Source organism: Roseateles flavus (assembly GCF_039872765.1).
Taxonomy (GTDB): domain Bacteria; phylum Pseudomonadota; class Gammaproteobacteria; order Burkholderiales; family Burkholderiaceae_C; genus Roseateles_B; species Roseateles_B flavus.
On sequence record NZ_JBDPZC010000001.1, the window covers coordinates 673,470 to 690,776 of the forward strand.

At 70.6% G+C, this 17,307-nt stretch carries 13 protein-coding genes and 1 pseudogene; 8 read left to right on the forward strand and 6 right to left on the reverse strand.

The genetic code is table 11. The features are described 5' to 3' along the window. Window positions 1-90: 90 nt before the first annotated feature. Window positions 91-531 carry a hypothetical protein gene (locus tag ABDJ40_RS03050; RefSeq protein WP_347605895.1) on the reverse strand — a complete coding sequence of 147 codons (441 nt, stop codon included), beginning with the start codon at window positions 529-531 and terminating at the stop codon, window positions 91-93. A gap of 141 nt (window positions 532-672) precedes the next feature. Between ABDJ40_RS03050 and truD the strand changes: the two genes are divergently transcribed. The 3 genes from truD (at window position 673) to ABDJ40_RS03065 (ending at window position 3,719) form a co-directional block, all read left to right on the forward strand. Then, window positions 673-1,686 carry a tRNA pseudouridine(13) synthase TruD gene (truD, locus tag ABDJ40_RS03055; protein ID WP_347605898.1) on the forward strand — a complete coding sequence of 338 codons (1,014 nt, stop codon included), beginning with the start codon at window positions 673-675 and terminating at the stop codon, window positions 1,684-1,686. Window positions 1,687-2,109: 423 nt separating this feature from the next. After that, a complete protein-coding gene (locus ABDJ40_RS03060) occupies window positions 2,110-2,580 on the forward strand; it encodes a hypothetical protein (RefSeq protein WP_347605901.1) in 471 nt (156 codons plus the stop codon). Then, a complete protein-coding gene (locus ABDJ40_RS03065; protein ID WP_347605904.1) occupies window positions 2,577-3,719 on the forward strand; it encodes a hypothetical protein in 1,143 nt (380 codons plus the stop codon). Before ABDJ40_RS03060 ends, ABDJ40_RS03065 begins: the two co-directional genes overlap by 4 nt. 39 nt (window positions 3,720-3,758) lie before the next feature. Here ABDJ40_RS03065 and ABDJ40_RS03070 read toward each other — a convergent pair whose 3' ends face one another. The 3 genes from ABDJ40_RS03070 to ABDJ40_RS03080 all read right to left on the reverse strand — a co-directional run bounded on the left by ABDJ40_RS03070 (window position 3,759) and on the right by ABDJ40_RS03080 (window position 8,265). Next, window positions 3,759-4,388, reverse strand: coding sequence for a hypothetical protein (locus tag ABDJ40_RS03070; RefSeq protein ID WP_347605907.1), 630 nt, complete (start codon window positions 4,386-4,388; stop codon window positions 3,759-3,761). After that, window positions 4,385-7,483: a chitobiase/beta-hexosaminidase C-terminal domain-containing protein gene (locus tag ABDJ40_RS03075; protein ID WP_347605910.1), complete on the reverse strand. Its 3,099-nt coding sequence runs from the start codon at window positions 7,481-7,483 to the stop codon at window positions 4,385-4,387. Before ABDJ40_RS03075 ends, ABDJ40_RS03070 begins: the two co-directional genes overlap by 4 nt. Before the next feature lie 272 nt (window positions 7,484-7,755). Continuing rightward, window positions 7,756-8,265, reverse strand: a complete 510-nt coding sequence (locus tag ABDJ40_RS03080; protein ID WP_347605913.1) for an Lrp/AsnC family transcriptional regulator — start codon at window positions 8,263-8,265, stop codon at window positions 7,756-7,758. Window positions 8,266-8,380: 115 nt separating this feature from the next. Here ABDJ40_RS03080 and ABDJ40_RS03085 point away from each other — a divergent pair. From ABDJ40_RS03085 to ABDJ40_RS03105, 5 genes and pseudogenes are all read left to right on the forward strand, one after another. Next, window positions 8,381-9,557 (forward strand): annotated as a pseudogene (locus ABDJ40_RS03085) (amidohydrolase). 45 nt (window positions 9,558-9,602) lie between these two features. Continuing rightward, window positions 9,603-12,041, forward strand: a complete 2,439-nt coding sequence (locus ABDJ40_RS03090) for a diaminopropionate ammonia-lyase (RefSeq protein WP_347605916.1) — start codon at window positions 9,603-9,605, stop codon at window positions 12,039-12,041. Window positions 12,042-12,153: 112 nt separating this feature from the next. Next, window positions 12,154-12,738 (forward strand): peroxidase-related enzyme, encoded by a 585-nt coding sequence (locus ABDJ40_RS03095; RefSeq protein ID WP_269631890.1) that lies wholly within the window; start codon window positions 12,154-12,156, stop codon window positions 12,736-12,738. A gap of 74 nt (window positions 12,739-12,812) precedes the next feature. Beyond that, entirely contained in the window at window positions 12,813-14,063 is a 1,251-nt protein-coding gene (locus ABDJ40_RS03100; protein WP_347605920.1) for an alpha/beta fold hydrolase, read from the forward strand. A gap of 133 nt (window positions 14,064-14,196) precedes the next feature. Beyond that, on the forward strand, window positions 14,197-14,472 hold the full coding sequence (locus ABDJ40_RS03105; protein ID WP_269631888.1) for an HU family DNA-binding protein: 276 nt from the start codon (window positions 14,197-14,199) through the stop codon (window positions 14,470-14,472). 109 nt (window positions 14,473-14,581) lie between these two features. On the opposite strand, the gene ABDJ40_RS03110 is transcribed toward ABDJ40_RS03105, so the two are convergent. After that, complete coding sequence (locus ABDJ40_RS03110) at window positions 14,582-16,612, reverse strand: DEAD/DEAH box helicase (protein WP_347605923.1); 2,031 nt, start codon at window positions 16,610-16,612, stop codon at window positions 14,582-14,584. Continuing rightward, window positions 16,609-17,244, reverse strand: coding sequence for a TetR/AcrR family transcriptional regulator (locus ABDJ40_RS03115; protein WP_347605926.1), 636 nt, complete (start codon window positions 17,242-17,244; stop codon window positions 16,609-16,611). Before ABDJ40_RS03115 ends, ABDJ40_RS03110 begins: the two co-directional genes overlap by 4 nt. Between the last annotated feature and the right edge of the window lie 63 nt (window positions 17,245-17,307).

The following is a 17,307-nucleotide window of genomic DNA, read 5'->3' on the forward strand; positions in this document are numbered from 1 at the left end:
AAGCGTGAGAGGGTCAGGTATTGCTCAAGCCCTGACGTCGGGCCTTGCAGTTCCCGACGCTGCAACCCCGATCTCCGCCGGTTCGTCCGCTCAGACCTTGGCCAGAAAGGCGGCCGCATCCCCCGCTTCACACTTCCAGTCCGCGAAGACCCCGACCAGATTGCATTCCACGCAGTGGCAGGCGATGTAGTACCAGCGCACGTCATGGGTGCCCTCGTACACGGAGACGCCGGACATCAGTTCGAACACCTCGTTTTCGCACACGCATTCGTGTGTCTCTGGCGCGGCATCTTCAAGGTGGTCCGCGCTGTCGCCCATCAGGTGTTCCTGCCCGCAGTCGGTGCAGGTGCGGATGGCGACGCCGGCTTCTTCATCGGTCTGCAGCGCGAAGGTCCGGCACCCGCAAGCGCATTTGGACGCAGCGAACCGGACGGCCTCATGGCGATTCGCAATGCTGTAGCTGCGCAGCTCGGCTTGGGTGTCGCCTGACGTCGTCCCGTACCAGAACTCGCCCTTCTTCGTCAGTGCCATTGATGCTGCTCCATTCTTGACGGCGGGCTTCCCGGCACGGCTGACGCCAGGCTCGCCCCAATCAGCCGGATTCTGCCTGGAGGCCCGCCGGGCGAGAATCGCGACCTGTTCCCAACAAGCATGGCCGCCGCCAGCCCCCTCATGACCGACCCCCACTACACGACCCTGCCGCCCTGGCCCCATGCCTATCCGGCCAGCGGCGCCAGCGCGACCCTGAAGCGCCACAACGAGGACTTCATGGTGACGGAGCTGCCGCTGCAGCTGCCCTCCGGCGAGGGTGAACACATCTGGCTGGACGTCGAGAAGAACGGCGCCAACACGGCCTTCGTCGCCCAGCAGCTGGCCGAGGCGGCGGGTGTGAAGGAATGGGACGTGGGCTATGCCGGCCTCAAGGACCGCCATGCCGTCACCCGTCAGTGGTTCAGCATCTACCGGCCCAAGGGTGAGGTGCTCGACCTGACGCAGCTGCAGCATCCGGAGTTCAAGGTGCTGAGTCAGAGCCGGCACGTGAAGAAGCTGCGACCCGGTGATCTGCAGGGCAACCGCTTCCGCATCGTGCTGCGTGAGGTGAGCGGCGCTCGCGAGGCCATCGAGGCCAATCTGCAGGCCGTCAGGATGCAGGGCGTGCCCAACTACTTCGGCGCGCAGCGCTTCGGCCACGACGGTGGCAATGTCGAGCAGGGCCGAGCCATGCTGGCGCGCGAGATCCGCGTGCGCAATCCGAAGAAGAAGGGCATCTACCTGTCGGCGGTGCGCTCCTTCGTCTTCAATGAGGTGCTGGCGCTGCGCATCCAGCAGGGGCTCTGGGGCCAGACCTTGCCGGGGGACGTGTTGGACGAGGCCGGCCGACCCACCGGACCTCTCTGGGGGCGGGGCCGCGTGAGCACCGCCGATCAGGCGCAGGCGCTGGAGCTGGGCGTGGCTGAACGTCACGCCGCCCTGTGCGACGGCATGGAGCACGCCGGCCTGGATCAGGAGCGCCGCGCCCTGGTGGCGAGCCCGGTGGACCTGTCGTGGGACTGGCCGCAGGCCGATCAGCTGGTGCTCAGCTTCACCTTGCCCGCCGGCAACTACGCCACCTCCGTGCTGGACGAAATCCTGCGCACCACGGAGCCTGAGCGGCACACGGAGAACGAGCCCGCGGCGGCCGACTGAGGGTGGTCTCGCCCTGGCTTGAACGGGCATGCGATGCCTTGCTCCCGACGGGCCTTCCCACGAGCCGAAGGTCCTGCCGCCATCATCGAGAGGGCGCTGACTTGTGGTGCTAGCACGGCGCCTGGGCGCGCACCCTCCACGGCGCCCCCTGTCTACTCCTGCCCGAGTTCTTCTTCCTGCGTCAGATGAAGAACCGTCCCCAGAACGCGACAGCTGTCACCTGAGTCGGTCGCTTCAATTGCGCAGCGGCGACTTTCCATGCACGTTGAGCCGACGGTTCGGCGCTGCCGGCAGGGCATCGTGGGACCGCAGCGCAGGCCGCGTGCGGCCTGTGACGATCAGGGACGGTATGCATAGCAAGTCCCGGAGGCGCGGCCGTGTGGCGCACCATTCGGGGCAGGGTTCACTGTTGACTCTTGAAGCGTGGAGCTTGTCACTCGCACCCTGGGCAGCGCGGCGCTTGCTGCCCCCGTCGCCTGCATGGCGCCCGATGCGCGCGCGGATCACCTGGTCGTGGTCGTGGGGGCGTCCGGCACGGCGCCCAAGCTGAGCAGTGAGCAGGTCTCGGCCAACTTCCTGGGCAGCGTCAAGAGCTTTCCCAACGGCGAGAAGGCCATCCCCGTGGACCAGACGGCCGGCTCGCCGGCCTACGTCCAGTTCTATGTCCAGTTCTATGGCCAGGTCGCCGGACGCAGCGAGGCGCAGATCAAGGCCTACTGGTCACGCATGGTCTTCACCGGCAGGGGGGGCGCCGCCGCAGGAGGCCGGGGACGCAGCGGCCGTCAAGAAGCTGGTGGCCAGCAATCCCAACCTGGTGGGCTGTATCGACGCGTCGCTGGTCGACGGCAGCGTCAAGGTCCTGGTCGAGATCAAGTGAAAGGATGGCGAGCATGAATACCTCCAAGAACGCCGTACTGATGCTTCGGATCGCCGCACTGGGCGCTGCGCTGGGCGGAGCGGCTCCCACGCAGGCGGACGACATGCGCTTCACCTGGTCCGGCTTTGCACAGCTGACCGTGGCCAAGGTGCTCAGCGGCACCGATCGCAAGTACATGGAATGGCAATGCCCCTGCGCCATCCAGAACTGGGAATACGTGGGCGTCTACGAGAAGTCCCGGGGCTGGCAGGCCGACCAGGAATCGCTCCTGGGCCTGCAGGGCACGCTGCATGTCAATGACGCGCTGTCAGCGACGGCGCAGGTCGTTTCCAGGGCCAACAACAAGAACTACCGCCCGACCCTGGACTGGGCCTACCTCTCGTATGCGCTCAATGATTCCTGGACCCTGCAGGCGGGCCGCAAGCGCATCCCGCTGTACTACTACAGCGACTTCCTCTACATCGGCACGGCCTATCCGTGGGTGCGTCCGGCGCCGGACGTCTACGGCTGGCCCATCTACGCCTACGACGGGGCCAACCTGGCCTACAGCGGCGCACTCAAGGGCAGCTGGACCCTGGAGGGCAATGTCTGGGCGGGCAACTTCCAGAATGACAACGCGCCCTACAACACGCGCATCTACTGGGGTGACCCGACCACGGAGAAGTGGCGCAACATCCTCGGCGGCTACGTGACGGTGTCGGACGGTGTCTACAGCGCCCGCGTCATGCTCATGCGCTTCGACAACTACCAGTGGAGCGACTTGGCCGACGGCACCCGGCGCGACAACCTCCCGGGCTATCGCACCACCATTGCGGGCCTGTCCTTCAACTACGACGGCCGCGAGTGGATCCTGCGCAGCGAGATCAACCGCTTCCAGCAGGCCACCTCCGACTTCGTCTACAACTACTTCCTCGTTGGCCTCGGCTACCGGTGGCACGACTGGACCGGCATGGCGACGGTCTCGCGGTACCGCACGCAGGAGAACAACCTGGGCTTCGCCATCGAGGGGCGCCGCACGCAGAGCCTGGCCCTGCGCTACGACCTGAACAAGAGCGTGGCCCTGAAGGCGCAGTACGACGTCTCGCGGGACCAGTCCCGCTACGACTTCTTCGGCGACCACCGGCTGCTGTCCTTCTCGGTGCAGACTGCGTTCTGACCTGCTGCCCGGCGATGCGGGCCGCACGCCGGCATCGGCTCAGCGCCCCGAGCCCTGGAGCGCCTGCCAACGGGCGCTGTGGGCGGCGCGCTCGATGGCGCGCTCGACGGCACTGCTGCGCGGCGGCTCCAGACCGGGTGGACTCACGATGACGGCGGGCACCGGGGCCGGCTGGGCAGCCGGGCCGCCGGCCTCGCCTTGCACCGGGCCCGCATAGGGCAGGCGCTCCAGCTGAAGGCCGCGGCGCACGGTGATGCCGTCGACGGCGATGCGTTCGACGCGCAGGCCGCGCGCCACCACGTCGCCCGCCTGGGCCTGCCGGGGAGCGTCCTCCCCGACCTGCAGGCGCGCCAGCCAGCGGCCGCGGCTGTCCCGGTGCAGAGCCAGGATGCGGACGCTGCGTGCCTCGGGCGGTACCTGCGCCGCGGGCAGGGCCGCCGAGGAGCCGGCTGCTGGCGCCGTGCCTGACGCCAGCCCGGGCGCGAGGCCGTGGCCCGGCGTGGCCTCGCGCGCCGCTGCCGGCTGCGATGCCGGGTCAGCGCCCTCGGTCGCCCGAAGCCAGCCGCCCAGCGCCAGCAGGCCGGCGAGCAGGCCGAGGGCCCAGGCGCCGGGCCCGACCGTGGTCCCGGCGCTGCCGCCGGAACCGGGTCTCAGGGGCGAGGGGCTCACCATCCGACCGTGAAGGTCACCGTCTGCGGCGACCGCGTATGGATGGACGGGCTGCGCGACCCCACGTCGTCATAGGCAAAGCCGTAGGCGAGGGCGTTCAGGCTGTGCTCATGCCAGAAGCGGGCGAAGTGGTTGGCCGGCTGGCCCGCGGGGAAGTGCGCGGCTGGATCCCACCAGCTGTCGAAGGGCAGGTGGGCGACGCGCCGGTTCAGCGCGGCGCACAGCTGGGCCTGCAGCTGCAGCTGCTTGCCGGCGTTGCTCGTGCCGCCGCTGGTGTCGTCCAGCAGGCCATTGCCCAGCATCACCATGGCCGTGCTCGGCTTGCCGTTGATGAAGTACACGCCGCCGCTGGCATCGGTGAAGCGCATCACGTTGCCGCTGACACGGCCCCGGAACGTGCCCCAGCCATTGCGCAGGTCCAGCACCAGGTCCTGCTGGCTGTACTGGGCCCAGACGGCGCTGATGTAGTCGTCCAGGTAGTGCTCGTTGGCCTGGCCCGGCTGGAAGGTGGCGTGGGCGGGCGCCATGATGCGCATCGGCGCATAGGGTGCCTGGGCCAGGCCCTTGAACGGCGCCGGCATGTCGTTGATGAACTTGGCGAAGAGCTCGTCGCGGGTCTCGGTGAGCGATTCCCCCACCGTCTGCGTGAAGCCGTCCAGCCCTGTCACCGACAGCTGCACCGGGAAACCGAACTGGTCCACCCGCGTCGTGTTGACGAAGATGCCCTGCGGATTGCTGCCCGGCGGCAGGATGGCGAACTCGCCGAAGTCGAAGGTGACGTCGATGTTGGGATCGGTCGGGTTCTCAATGTTGGCGCCGGCATAGGCGATCCGGCCGTTGGCATCGGTGTTCACCCAGATGTACATGGGGCTGCCGACGCTGAACAGGATGCGCGCCGAATTGATCGGCGGGATGGTCACCGACTTCAGCTGCTCCAGGGTGAAGAAGTAGTTGCTGTAGGGCAGGCCGTTCTTCATCAGGGCGCCGTTGTCAGCCAGGCTCATGGGCACCAGCTGGCCCTGCGCATTGACATGCACGAACTGGTCCGTGGCCCAGTCCTTGCCGATGATGGCCCAGTAGACCTGCGCGTCGCTGAACTTCCCCCGCGTGGCGTTGACCATGCGGAAGGTGGTCTGCCCGTTCCAGACCTGGCCGCTGCCGCCACCGATGGTGTAGCTGGCCTGGCTGATAGCCGAGGGTGTCATGCCGGGCTTGTAGGCGATGGCGCGCACCGTCGTCGAGGCCAGCAGCGGAATGGGGCCGCCATAGGCCGGCGAACTGGCGCCAGGGGTGCTGCCATCGGTGGTGAAGCGGATCGTCGCGCCCACGGTGCCGCTGGACAGCGCCAGCTGGATGGGCGAGCCATAGCTGCCGCCGGCATGGGAGAACACCGGAGGCAAGACCTGACCCCCTTGGGTCTCGACGACATAGGTGCCGACGACGTTGCCCGACTGGCTGCCGTCGCTGAGCATGCTGGCGGCGGTGATGGTCAGGGCGGTGTTGACGGTGATCGGCCCCGTGTACTGGGGTGACAGCGCGGTGGGTGCCGAACCGTCGGTGGTGTAGCGGATCACGCCGCCCGGGGCCGTCGTGGACAGGCTGACGCTGACCGGGCTGGCGTAGCTGCCGCTGGCGGGGCTGAACTGGGGCTTGGGGATGTCATTGCCCGTGCCCATGACATAGCTGTAGGCCGGCGAGTCGGTCTGTGCGCCCGACGCCGGGGCATAGGTGAAGGCATAGTTGAGACGCTGGCCGAAGCCCAGGCCGCTCAGCACCGTCTCGTAGCGGCCCAGCGAGGGGTTGTAGGCCATCTTCGGATTGATCTGCGAGCCCGTGCCGATCTGGTAGTGCAGGATCACGAACTGCTGTGCCGCCGCGGGCTTGAACCAGACCGTGGCCGTGCTGCCCAGCTCCGACACGCCCTGCGAGAAGGGGCCGTTGGCGATGCTGATGGCGTAGCTGGCGCTGGTCACGGGCGAGTCCGTCAGGCCGTTGGCGCTGGCATAGGCCTTGATCGTCAGGCTGCTGCCCACGGAGATCGGGCCCGCATAGACGGGTGAGGCGCTGCTGGGCGTGCTGCCGTCGACGGTGTAGCGGATCACCGCCCCCGGCGTGCCGCTGCTGAGGCTGACCTGCTGGACACCGGCATAGCTGCCGCCGGGCAGGGAGAAGGCGGGCGCGGCCGCCGTGCCACCGCCACCCCCACCGCCACCCAGGGTGAGCACGAAGAGCGGGCTGTCCGCCGCGCCACTGCCGTTGGCAAACCAGGTGAAGCTGTACTTCACGGTGGCGCCCGCGGGCAGGGACGCCTTGTACTCGAAGCGCTGGGTGCCGCTGTTGTAGCCGCTGCGCACGTTCTGCTGGCCGCTGCCCGCGTCGTAGTGCAGGTCGACCCAGGCGGTGCTGGCCAGCTCACGGGCGAACCAGAAGGTGGCCACGCCGCCGGCGTAGTCCACGCCCTGGGTGTAGCCGGTGCCGCCGCTGCTGCCCAGGGTGTAGCTGGCGCTGCTGACCGCCGAGCTCAGGCCGTTGAGCAGGGCAATGGCCTTGACCGTGGCGCTGGCATTGAGCGTCAGCGGGCCCGTGTAGGCGGTCGAGCCGGCGCCGGGCGTGCTGCCGTCCAGCGTGTAGCGGATCGTGGCGCCGCTGCTGCTGCTGCTGAGGCTGAGGCTCAGCGGCGCTGCATAGCTGCCCGCGGGCACCGAGAAGCTCGGGGCGGCCGGCGCGCCGCCGCCTCCACCGCCCTGCAGCGTGGTGCTGCCCGTGGCCGAGTCATAGGCCGCGCCACTGGTGAAGTAGGTGAAGCTGTGGGTGACGGACTGACCGGCGCTGGCGGGGAAGGACGTCTCGAAGCGCGCCGAGCTGCTGTTGTAGGCCATGCGCACATTCATCTGCGCGCCGCCGGACACGCTGTAGTGGGCGTCGACCCAGCTGGCGCTGGCGGCGGGCTTGAACCACAGCGTGGCGGTGCTGCCCGAGAGTTCGGCGCCGGCCGTGTACTCGGCGGCGCGGGCGGCCTGGGGCAGCAGCCCCAGGGACAGGGCCAGGACGGCGCAGAGCAGCCGGCCTATGAGCCCGAAGAAGGTGTGAGTCATGCTTGTCTCCAGTCTGTTGTGGGGGATCCCCCCAGGCGCCTTGGGGCGCTCGTCTTGGTCAGTACTGCAGCCGGAATTCTGGATTGAAAGCGCTTTCTTGAATAGCTTGGTGTTGACCCGGAGTTTTAAAGAAATATATGTTTGTATATCAATATGAAAGCGATTTCATGCTTTCATGGCGCCGACCTTGGGCTGAGGGTGGGGTCTCGGCCCCGGGCGCGCGGGGTGGCCGCCGGCCCGCGCCGGGCAGACGCGCGGCGACTGCTGCGGCCTCAGCGGCCGGCCGTCGCGCGCAGCGGCACGCGGGTCTCGAACTTGGAGCAGTTCATGGCGAACATGCTCTTGAAGTTGCGCACGTTGTGGCTGGAGGAAAAAGCCTCGCGGGTGAAGGCGTGGAACTGCTCCATGGACTCCGCGCTGACGATCAGCAGGAAGTCGAACTCGCCCGAGACCTCGTAGCAGGCCATCACGGCGTCCTCGGCGGCCATGCGCTGCTCGAACTGCGTCAGCAGGGCGGCATTCTGCCTGTCCAGCTCCACCGACACGAAGACCGTCAGCGGCCGCCCCACGAGGCGGCGGTCCACGATGGCCACCTGGCGCTGTAGCACGCCGGATTCGCGGAGCTGCGCCATGCGCCGCTGGCAGGTGGCCGGCGAGGTGCCCAGCCGGTCCGCCAGGGTGCGCACGGGCAGGGAGGCGTCGCGCTGCAGGAGGTCCAGCAGGGCGGCGTCCAGGGCATCCAGCGCGGCGGGCTGGGCCTTCGGCAGTGGCGCTTGAGACATCGGGCGTGACATGGGTCGATGGGTGAGACAAACCATCCATCGCGGCCGCAACGGCGATGAATCTGCTCGCGATGATGCCTCAACAATCCTTCCAGCAACTGCAGGGAGCCACCCCATGGACAGGACCGAGGACGAGACGCTGGAAGCCGCTTGGGTGCGCTGGCGCCATGAGTTCCACCGCTTTCCCGAGACGGGTTTCCAGGAGTACCGCACCGCCGACCGGGGTGGCTCAGCTCCTGCAGGCCATGGGCCTGGAGGTGGCCCGCGGTGTCGGCGGCACCGGCGTGGTGGGCTCGCTGCGGGCGGGGCGGGGCGCCGGCACCATCGGGCTGCGGGCGGACATGGACGCCCTGGCCTTGAGCGAGGCCGCTCCGGGCCGTGCGCATGCCTCCGTCAACGCCGGCTGCATGCATGCCTGCGGGCATGACGGTCACATGGCCATGCTGCTGGGGGCGGCCCAGCTGCTGGCCGCGCAGCGCGACTTCGACGGCACGGTGCGCTTCATCTTCCAGCCCGCCGAGGAGCACGGCCGGGGCGCCGCCGCCATGCTGGCGGACGGCCTGCTGGAGCGATTTCCCATGGACGAGATCTATGGCGCCCACAACATCCCCGGCATGCCCGCCGGTCATTTCGCGACCCGCGTGGGCGGCCTGATGGCCAGCGAGGACAACTTCGTGATCCGCATCACCGGGCGCGGCGGCCATGCGGCGCGCCCCCACACGACCATCGACCCGCTGGTGATCGGCGCGGAGGTCGTGCTGGCGCTGCAGACCGTGGTCGCCCGCTCGGTGGACCCGCGCCACCCGGCCGTGCTGTCCTGCACCGAGTTCGTCACCGACGGCATCCGCAACGCCATTGCGGGCGAGGTGGTGATCAAGGGCGACACCCGCAGCTACGAGCCCGAGGTGCAGGCCCTGCTGGAGCGGCGCATCCGCGAACTCTGCGAGGGCATCTGCCACGCGCATGGGGCGGGCTGCGCGGTCGAGTACACCCACGAGTTCGCGCCGACGGTGAACTGGGCCTCCTGCGTGCCGGTGGCGGTGCGGGCGGCGCTGGCCGTGGCCGGGCCAGAGCGGGTGGATGCCGACACGCCGCCGCTGATGATCTCCGAGGACTTCGGCCGCTTCCTGCAGCACATCCCCGGCGCCTTCGTGTTCATCGGCAATGGCGAGGGCGAGGCAGACGGCGGCGTGCCACTGCACAACGCCCGCTACGACTTCAACGATCGCATCGTGCCCATCGGCGCGCGCTACTTCGCCGAGCTGGTCCGCCAGCGCCTGCCCGCGGCCTGAGCGGCCCGCCTGAGCCTTCCTCCTGCGCCTTCCTCCGAGCTCCCCATGTTCTTCCCCAACCCGCATGCCGCACGGCGCGCCTACGACGCCGAGCTTCAATCCCTGCTGAGCCTGTCCGAGGGCCGCGCCGCGGGGCAGCGCCTCGCGGGCTGGCCCGGCGTGTCCGCACAGCCGACGACGGCCTGGTCCCTGCCCGGCCTGGCGCAGGCGCTGGGCATCGCGCAGCTGACGATCAAGGACGAGAGCCGCCGCTCCGTCCTGGGCAGCTTCAAGGCACTGGGCGCGCCCAATGCACTGGTCAAGCTGGTGCAGCGGCGCTTCGGGAAAGCCGGCTGGAGCGGCACGGAGCTGCTCGCCGGCCGCCATGCCGAGGCGCTGTCGGGCTTCACCGTGATCAGCGCCACCGACGGCAACCACGGCCGCGCCCTGGCCGCCGCGGCGCAGAGCGTGGGCTGCCGCTGCGTGATCGTGCTGCATGCCCATGTCAGCGCCGAGCGCGAGCAGGCCATTGCGGCCTATGGCGCCGAGATCGTGCGCATCCGCGGCAACTACGACGACTCGGTCACCGAGGCCGCGCGCCTGGCGCGCGAGCAGGGTTGGGAGGTGGTGTCCGACACCTCCTACGAAGGCTACGAAGAGGTGCCGCGCGATGTCATGCAGGGCTACGGCCTGATCGCCGCAGAGCTGCTGGCCGGCCTGGACCCCGCGGACGCCTGCCCCTGGACCCACGTGATCCTGCAGGGCGGGGTGGGCGGCCTGGCGGCGGGGCTCGTCAGCGGCTTCTGGGACCGCTTCGGCGCTGGCCGCCCCTGCGTCATCGTGGTTGAGCCCGAGCAGGCGGACTGCCTGCTGCAGAGCGCCATCGCGGGGCGGCCGGCGCGGGCCGCGGGCAGCGTCGACTCGGTGATGGCCGGCCTGGCCTGCGGCGAGGCCTCGCCCCTGGCCTGGCGCTTCCTGCTGCCCGCCGTCGACGCCTTCATGACGGTCAGCGACACGCAGGCCGAGGCCGCCATGCGCCTGCTGGCGGACGGCCCGCACGGCGACGTGCCCCTGGTGGCCGGCGAGTCCGGCGTGGCGGGGCTGGCCGCGCTGCAGCGGCTGGCAGCCCGGCCCTCGGAGCGCCAGGCCGTGGGCCTCGATGCGGGCGCGCGGGTGCTGCTCATCAGCACGGAAGGGGCCACCGCGCCGGGTGTCTACGCCGGCATCGTGGGCCGCACGGCGGCGCACGTGCAGGCCGCGCAGCGCGACTGGCTGCGGCGCGCGGGGCTGTCGCAGGAGCGGCTGATGCAGAGGCTGGAGGCCCATGCGGCCCTGGGTGCCATCGAGGGCGGCGGCGTGTGCCGCCTCGCGCTCACCGATGCCGACCGCCAGGGCCGCGATCAGCTCGTGCACTGGATGCGCGAGCTGGGTCTGGAGGTGCGGGTGGATGGCATCGGCAACATCTTCGGCATCCGCGCCGGGCGGACGCAGGCGGCGCCCGTGATGACGGGCTCGCACATCGACACCGTGGCCACCGGCGGCCGCTATGACGGCATCTATGGCGTGATGGCGGGGCTGGAGGTGGTGCGCTGGCTCAACGAGCATGGGATCGAGCTGGCGCGGCCCCTGGTGGTGGCCGCCTTCAGCAACGAGGAGGGCGTGCGTTTCCAGCCGGACATGATGGGCTCCCTGGTCCACGCCGGGGGCCTGCCGCTGCAGCAGGCCCTGGACACGGTGGGCATCGACGGCCTGCGCTGCGGTGACGAGCTCGCCCGCATCGGCTATGCCGGCGACCTGCCCTGTGGCAGCCTGCGGCCCCATGCCTTCGTGGAGCTGCACATCGAGCAGGGGCCGGTGCTGGAGGCCGAGGGCGCGTGCATCGGCGCCGTGCAGGATCTGCAGGGCATCTCCTGGCAGGAGTTCCGCTTCACCGGCCAGTCCAACCATGCCGGCACCACGCCCATGCACCTGCGCCGCGACGCGGGCTACTGCGCAGCGGCCGTGGCGGTGTTCGTGCGCGAGCTGGCGCGGCGCTACGGCGGCAGCCAGGTGGCCACGGCGGGCGCGGTGCAGCTGCATCCGAACCTGATCAACGTCATCGCCGCGCGTGCCACCGTGGCCGTGGACCTGCGCAACACCGACGAAGCGACGCTGCAGCGCGCCGAACAGGAGCTGGCCGCCTACGTGCGGCAGCTGTGCGAGGCGGAGTCCGTGACGGTGCAGACGCGCCGGCTCGCACGCTTCGAGCCGGTGCGCTTCGACGCCGGCCTGGTCCGCCTGATCGAGGACTGCGCCGGGGCACGCGGCCACCGCACGCGGCGCATGAGCTCGGGCGCAGGCCACGACGCGCAGATGATGGCCAGGATCTGCCCCGCGGCGATGATCTTCGTGCCCAGCGCCGGGGGCATCAGCCACAACCCGCGCGAGCACACCGAGCCGGCCGATCTGCTGCGCGGGGCGAACGTGCTGCTCGATGCCTTGCTGACGCTGGCCGGGCAGGGCTGAGCCGCCTCCGGGCCGCCCATGACCGGCCCTCGACCCGCCCTCGACCCGCCCTCGACCCGCGTTACGCTCCACCCCCGGACCTTCCCCCAACCCCGATCCCGCAAGGAGCGCCATGTCCACCCCTGCCCCGTTCAGCATCAGCCGCTTCCCCGTGCCCGAGCTCGCGGACCTGCCCGAGGACCTCCGCGCGCGCATCCTCGCCGTGCAGGAGAAGTCGGGCTTCGTGCCCCATGTCTTCCTGGTGCTGGCCCACCGGCCCGACGAGTTCCGCGCTTTCTTCGCCTATCACGACGCCCTGATGGACAAGCCCGGCGCGCTGAGCAAGGCCGAGCGCGAGATGATCGTGGTCGCCACCAGCAGCGCCAACCAGTGCCAGTACTGCGTCGTCGCGCATGGAGCCATCCTGCGCATCCGGGCGAAGAACCCGCTGATCGCGGACCAGGTCGCCATCAACTACCGCAAGGCCGACATCACGCCCCGCCAGAAGGCCATGCTGGACTTCGCGATGAAGGTGTCGACCGCCTCGCATGCCGTGGGTGACGAGGACTTCGCGGCCTTGCAGGCCCAGGGCTTCGGCATGGAGGAGGCCTGGGATATCGCGGCCATCGCCGCCTTCTTCGGCCTCTCCAACCGCATGGCCAACGTCAGCAGCATGCGGCCCAATGACGAGTTCTACACCCTGGGTCGCGGGGGCTGACGGCGGCGCCGGCGCCGGGCGGTCCGCCGAAACTCGATTAGGCTTGCGCCACGCTCACCGCCAGGGGTTTCGCCATGCAGCTCTGCGTCTACTTCGCCACCAACCGGGGCCACGAAGGGCCGGAACGGTTCGCGCCCCGGCGCTACGGCAGCCGCTTCTCCAGCGACGGCATGGAGAACCTGCGCTTCGGGCGGGTGCTCTTCGAGGCTGACGAAGTGCAGGTGAGGGCGCTGCTGGACCAGCGCCGCGAGCACACCGGCGCGGGCGACGGCGAGGCGCTGCAGGACTACCTCGGCAAGTGCGTCGCCGCCAGCCAGCGCATCGAGTGCTACCAGGAAAGCATCCCCGATCATCAGGTCAACGAGCGGGCCCAGGGGCAGGCCGTGAAGCTGGGTTCCGCCGCCCTGTTCTCCGAGCTGCAGCAAGACATGCAGCAGGGGCGCGACCTGCTGGTGCTGGTGCATGGCTTCAACGTCAGCTGGGAGGAGGCGGTGGCCACGGCCGCGGCCTTCGAGGCCATGGTCAACCGCGTGGAGCCCGCGCTGGACGAGGGCCTGCCGGCCAAGTCGGTGCGCGTGCTGCTCTTCACCTGGCCCAGTGACGGCGCGGCACTGCCCTGGGCCAGCTACAAGAGCGACCGCGCCGATGCCCGCGGCACCTCGGGTGCGCTGGGGCGGGCCTTCCTGAAGCTGCGCGACCAGCTGCATGCGCTGGGCCGCGAGGTGCGCCAGAACAGCTCGCGCGTGCGGGCGCTGCGTGAGGCCATGGCCGATCGCCCGCAGGCCGAGGTCGAGCGCGCCATCGCGCAGCTGGAGGCCACCGAGCTGTGCGGCCAGAAGCTGCACCTGCTCGCGCACTCCATGGGCAACTACGTGCTGCAGAACGCGCTGGCACGGGTCTATGAATTCAGCCCGGGGAACCAGCTGCCGCGCCTCTTCGACAACGTCTTCCTCTGCGCGCCCGACGTCGACGACGACGCCCTGGAAGGCGAGGCCCCGCTGGCCCGGGTGCACCAGGTCTCGCAGTCGGTGGCGATCTATCACAACCGCAACGACATGGCGCTGAAGATCTCGGACTACACCAAGGGCAACCCCGACCGCCTGGGGCAGGGCGGGGCCGCGCGGCCGCAGCTGCTGCACCAGAAGGTCTACCAGGTGGACTGCGCGGCCCTGGTCACCGGCCTGACGCAGCACAGCTACTACACCAACGGGCTGGTGGCCCGTGACATCCGGCTTGCGCTGTCAGGCCTGACGCCGCGGGAGCGCGGCCTGCAGGGCACCGGCCAGGCGCCCAACACCTGGGCCCTGGCCCGCCGCCCGTGCTGAGCCCCGGGCGGTGCGGTTCGTGCCGCGCGGCAGGGTCGGCAGGGCCTGCCGAGGCCCGTCCGGGCAGGCCCTGGCGCCTTTCCGTGATAATTCGGCCCCTTTGCCCCCTTCGGGCGTCAACGGAAGCATTTGCATGAACAAGAGTGAACTGATCGACAGCATCGCCACCAAGGCCGGCATCACCCGCGCCGCCGCCGGTACGGCTCTGGAAGCCACGCTGGCCAGCATCAGCGAGGCCCTGGTGGCTGGCGATGCCATCGCCCTGGTGGGCTTCGGCACCTTCAAGGTGAGCGAGCGCGCCGCCCGCACCGGCAAGAACCCCGCCACCGGTGCCACCCTGGAAATCGCCGCCTCCAAGTCGGCCAAGTTCACGCCGGGCAAGTCCCTGAAGGACGCGCTGAACGCCTGAGCGTTCCGGCGCTGACGTCCCGGGCCGGTCCGCCTCGTGCGGACCGGCCCTTGTCATTTCTGCCGGACCGACTTCTGCGGTGCCGGCCCGTGGCACGTCTGCCGGGCCGTCAGGAGGCGAGGCCGGCCTTGGCACGCCAGAAGGCGGCATCCAGTGGCAGGGCCGCGCCATTGCGCTCGTTGACCAGCCACAGCTGGCGGCCGTCCGGGCTGAGGCGCTGGACCTCGCCCGTGACACGGCCGGCGCTGACCCGCAGGCCCAGGGCATTGCGCGGAAACGCCGGTGCCGCGGCCAGGACCTGCAGGGGGATGACGGCGCGGCGGTCGTCGGCCAGGCGCAGGCGCTGCACCAGCGGGGCCAGCAGCGGGCTGGCGGCATCCGCGTCGGAGAGGTACAGCAGCACCTTGGCCTGCGCCCGGCTGAGGGCCACGTTGAGCAGGCGGCGGGCGTCTTGCGTCTGCAGGAAGGGCAGCTTGGCGTCCACCGGGTCGAAGAAGACCACCGGGGCCTCGCTGCCCTGGGCCCGGTGCACCGTGCTGACGCGCACGCCCTCGGCCTCGGCAATGCCCCGGGCCTCGAGACCGCGCCGGATCAGCGCGCGCTGGGCGCGGAAGGGCGTGAGCACCACCAGCTCGCGGGGCTGCCAGGTGCCGCTCTCCAGGGCCAGGGCAACGGCCTCGACCACGGCCTCGGCCGAGGCCGGCCGCTGCGGTCCGTGGTCCTGGGCCGACCAGCGCCCGGGGCCCTTCACCGGCCGCACGATCACGTGGTCCGCGGCAGGCAGGTCCGCCAGCGGGCGCTGGCGCCGGGCCAGCCACTCCGGGGTCTGCAGCGCATCGGTGGCGACCTTCAGCGCGCCCTCGTAGAACACCTCGCTGACCAGGGCGCAGATGGGCGGGGCCATGCGCGACTGCTCGTCCAGCAGCACCACGGACGGACCCTGGTGCGGCATGTCGGCAAAGGCCGAGCGGCCCAGCCAGCGCTGGGCGGCGGGCTCGCGGCTGCGCAGCACGGGCGCCAGCTGCTGCGGGTCGCCCGCGAACAGGGCCGCGGCGCCCAGGGGCATCAGCAGCAGGGTCTGGGCCAGGCTCAGCTGGCTGGCTTCGTCGAAGACCAGCAGGTCGAAGGGCGGCTCGCCGGCACCACGCTCGTCCAGCGAGCGCAGCAGGCCCAGGCCGGCCGTCGCGCGGCTGGCCGTCATGGCGGCCAGGCGGGCCTGGCGCAAGGCGCGGCGGGTGTCGGCGCGCTGCTGCTCGCGCAGGCCCGCGAGGCGGTCGCTCCAGGCCTTGAGCGCCTGCGCATCCCCGCTGCGCGGGCGGGCCGCCTCCACGCGGCTGAGCGTGGCCAGCAGGGCCGGGTCGGAGCCCGGCAGCAGGTGCTCCCGGCCCTCGTAGGCGGCGGGGTCGAAGCGCGTGCCCAGGCGCTGCAGCGCGCCGCGCAGGGCCTCGCGCCGGCCCTTCTGCAGGGCCTTGTCGACGGCGATCAGGGCCTGGTCCACCGCCTGGTTGGTGGCCGAGACCAGGAGGATGCGGGCGGTCGGCCGGCTGTCGAGGTACTCGGCCAGCAGCACGCCCAGGGTGGTGGTCTTGCCCGTGCCGGGCGGGCCCCACAGATAGCCGCAGCGCTGCGTGGGCAGGGTCTGCAGGGCTCGGCGCTGGGCCTCGCGCAGCCAGCGAAAAGGGGCGCCGCTGAGGGCCGGGCCGGGCGGCGCGGCTTCCGGGCGCGAGAGGGCGGGCCGCAGCGCCAGGGCGGCCTCGGCCCAGGGGGTGTCCCAGGCCGCCTCGACCAGGGCCTTGAGGAAGCGCGGCGGATACAGGCGGATCAGCTGCTCCGGCCCTGGCGGCGCGCTGCTGGCGTTCTGCAGCAGCAGCTGGTCTTCCTCCAGCCGCAGGGCCAGCACGCTGGCATGGCCCTTGACGGGGGCGCCCCACCAGGCGGAGGCGCCGTCCAGGCTGTCGTCCAGCAGGCCCAGGGCCGCGGCCTGGCCGGGCGGCTGGCCCTCGGCAAAGACATAGCCCGGCTCCAGCGTCACGCGCCACAGCGCGCCCTCGCGCTCGCTGCGCAGGACCTTGAAGTCGTAGTACTCGGGCGTGGCGGCCAGCTCGGCGTCCAGGGCGGCCCGCAGGTCGGCCAGGCTCACTGCGCCGCGGGTGTGCCCAGGCCCTGGAAGGTGCTGGCCATCACCCAGTCGATGATCTGGGCATGGGTGTACTGGCCGGAGTCCTTGAGCAGGCCCACGACGGGGTCGCAGGCGCGCGCGAAGAGGGTGTAGAGCACCATCTCCGGCGGGAACCGGTCCTGGATCTGCCCGCTGGTCTGGGCCTCGGCGATCCAGATGCTGAGCCGGTTGCTGAGGGACAGCAGGCGGTCCATGTAGTCGTCGTTGGACTGCAGGGAGGTGCTGAGGCTGGTGTTCTGCGCGGGCAGGGACGGCATCTCGCCCTCCAGCTGGGTCTGCATGGCCCAGCGGGTGACGGCCTCCAGCTGCGCGCGCGCGCTGACCGGCTCGGCCGAGCTGGCGGCCTGCTCGCGCAGGCCGTCCACGAAGGCCAGGGCCCGGTCCAGCACGGCCACCATGGCGGCCCCGGCCAGCTCCTCCTTCGAGGCAAAGAGCTTGTAGAGGCTGGCCTTGGCCATGCCGGCCTCGGCGGCCACCTCATCCACCGTCATGGCGTCATAGCCCTTGGTCGCCAGCAGGCGGTTCACTGCCGTGACGATGGCTTCCTGGCGCATGCGCTGCACCTGCTCTCGGATCGAAGGTCGGGCTCCCATGGCCTGCATTCTAGACCGGCTGGGGTGTCGTAAATACCCGATAGTGCAAAATTGAGACTGGCG

Excerpts from the sequence above, each read along its gene's own strand:
- ABDJ40_RS03090 (WP_347605916.1), top strand. The coding sequence starts at position 9,603 with ATGTTCTTCCCCAACCCGCATGCCGCACGGCGCGCCTACGACGCCGAG.
- truD (WP_347605898.1), top strand. The coding sequence starts at position 673 with ATGACCGACCCCCACTACACGACCCTGCCGCCCTGGCCCCATGCCTAT.
- ABDJ40_RS03100 (WP_347605920.1), top strand. The coding sequence starts at position 12,813 with ATGCAGCTCTGCGTCTACTTCGCCACCAACCGGGGCCACGAAGGGCCG.
- ABDJ40_RS03095 (WP_269631890.1), top strand. The coding sequence starts at position 12,154 with ATGTCCACCCCTGCCCCGTTCAGCATCAGCCGCTTCCCCGTGCCCGAG.
- ABDJ40_RS03075 (WP_347605910.1), bottom strand. The coding sequence starts at position 7,483 with ATGACTCACACCTTCTTCGGGCTCATAGGCCGGCTGCTCTGCGCCGTC.
- ABDJ40_RS03115 (WP_347605926.1), bottom strand. The coding sequence starts at position 17,244 with ATGGGAGCCCGACCTTCGATCCGAGAGCAGGTGCAGCGCATGCGCCAG.
- ABDJ40_RS03080 (WP_347605913.1), bottom strand. The coding sequence starts at position 8,265 with ATGTCTCAAGCGCCACTGCCGAAGGCCCAGCCCGCCGCGCTGGATGCC.
- ABDJ40_RS03105 (WP_269631888.1), top strand. The coding sequence starts at position 14,197 with ATGAACAAGAGTGAACTGATCGACAGCATCGCCACCAAGGCCGGCATC.
- ABDJ40_RS03050 (WP_347605895.1), bottom strand. The coding sequence starts at position 531 with ATGGCACTGACGAAGAAGGGCGAGTTCTGGTACGGGACGACGTCAGGC.
- ABDJ40_RS03065 (WP_347605904.1), top strand. The coding sequence starts at position 2,577 with ATGAATACCTCCAAGAACGCCGTACTGATGCTTCGGATCGCCGCACTG.